We start from the raw sequence: 534 nt of genomic DNA on the forward strand, positions 1-534 counted from the left end.
GGCCGGCGGCGCGCACCCCGCCCCCGGCAGGCCCGATACGGTCGGCCGGTGCTGCCGCGCCGGACCGGGCCTCCCAGCACGGCCGGCCGCTGGTCGTTGTTGCCGCAACGTGACGAGGATCCCACCCGGCGGGGTCACGCGCAGGCCGAAGCGCTGCTCGACCGGCACGGCATCGTGACCCGCGGCGCCGTGACCGCCGAGCACCCACCGGGCGGGTTCGCCGCGGTGTACCGGGTGCTCAGCGCGTTCGAGGACGCCGGGCGGGCCCGGCGTGGCTACTTCGTCGAGTCGCTCGGCGCGGCCCAGTTCGCCGTACCCGGGGCGGTCGACCGGCTGCGGGCGATCTCCGGTGCCCAGCGGGACGCGGCCGCCGCCCCGGCCTGGGCGTCGAGTCGGGACGACCACGACGACCGCGTTGCCCGGCCGCCGACGGGCCTCGGGGCGAGGACCTCGACCCGATCGTCGCAGGCGCAGGTCAGCGGCCTGGTCCTGGCCGCGACGGATCCGGCGAACCCCTACGGGGCGGCGCTGCCC

At 78.7% G+C, this 534-nt stretch carries 1 protein-coding gene; it reads left to right on the forward strand.

Features of this window, described 5'->3' with window-relative positions; genetic code table 11:
- Nucleotides 1–534 (forward strand): Lhr family helicase (locus tag MXD58_RS24810; RefSeq protein ID WP_518478676.1); only part of this gene is annotated, 534 nt, incomplete at both ends.

Origin of the sequence: Frankia sp. AgKG'84/4, from assembly GCF_023242965.2 — a bacterium.
Classification (GTDB): Bacteria; Actinomycetota; Actinomycetes; order Frankiales; family Frankiaceae; genus Frankia.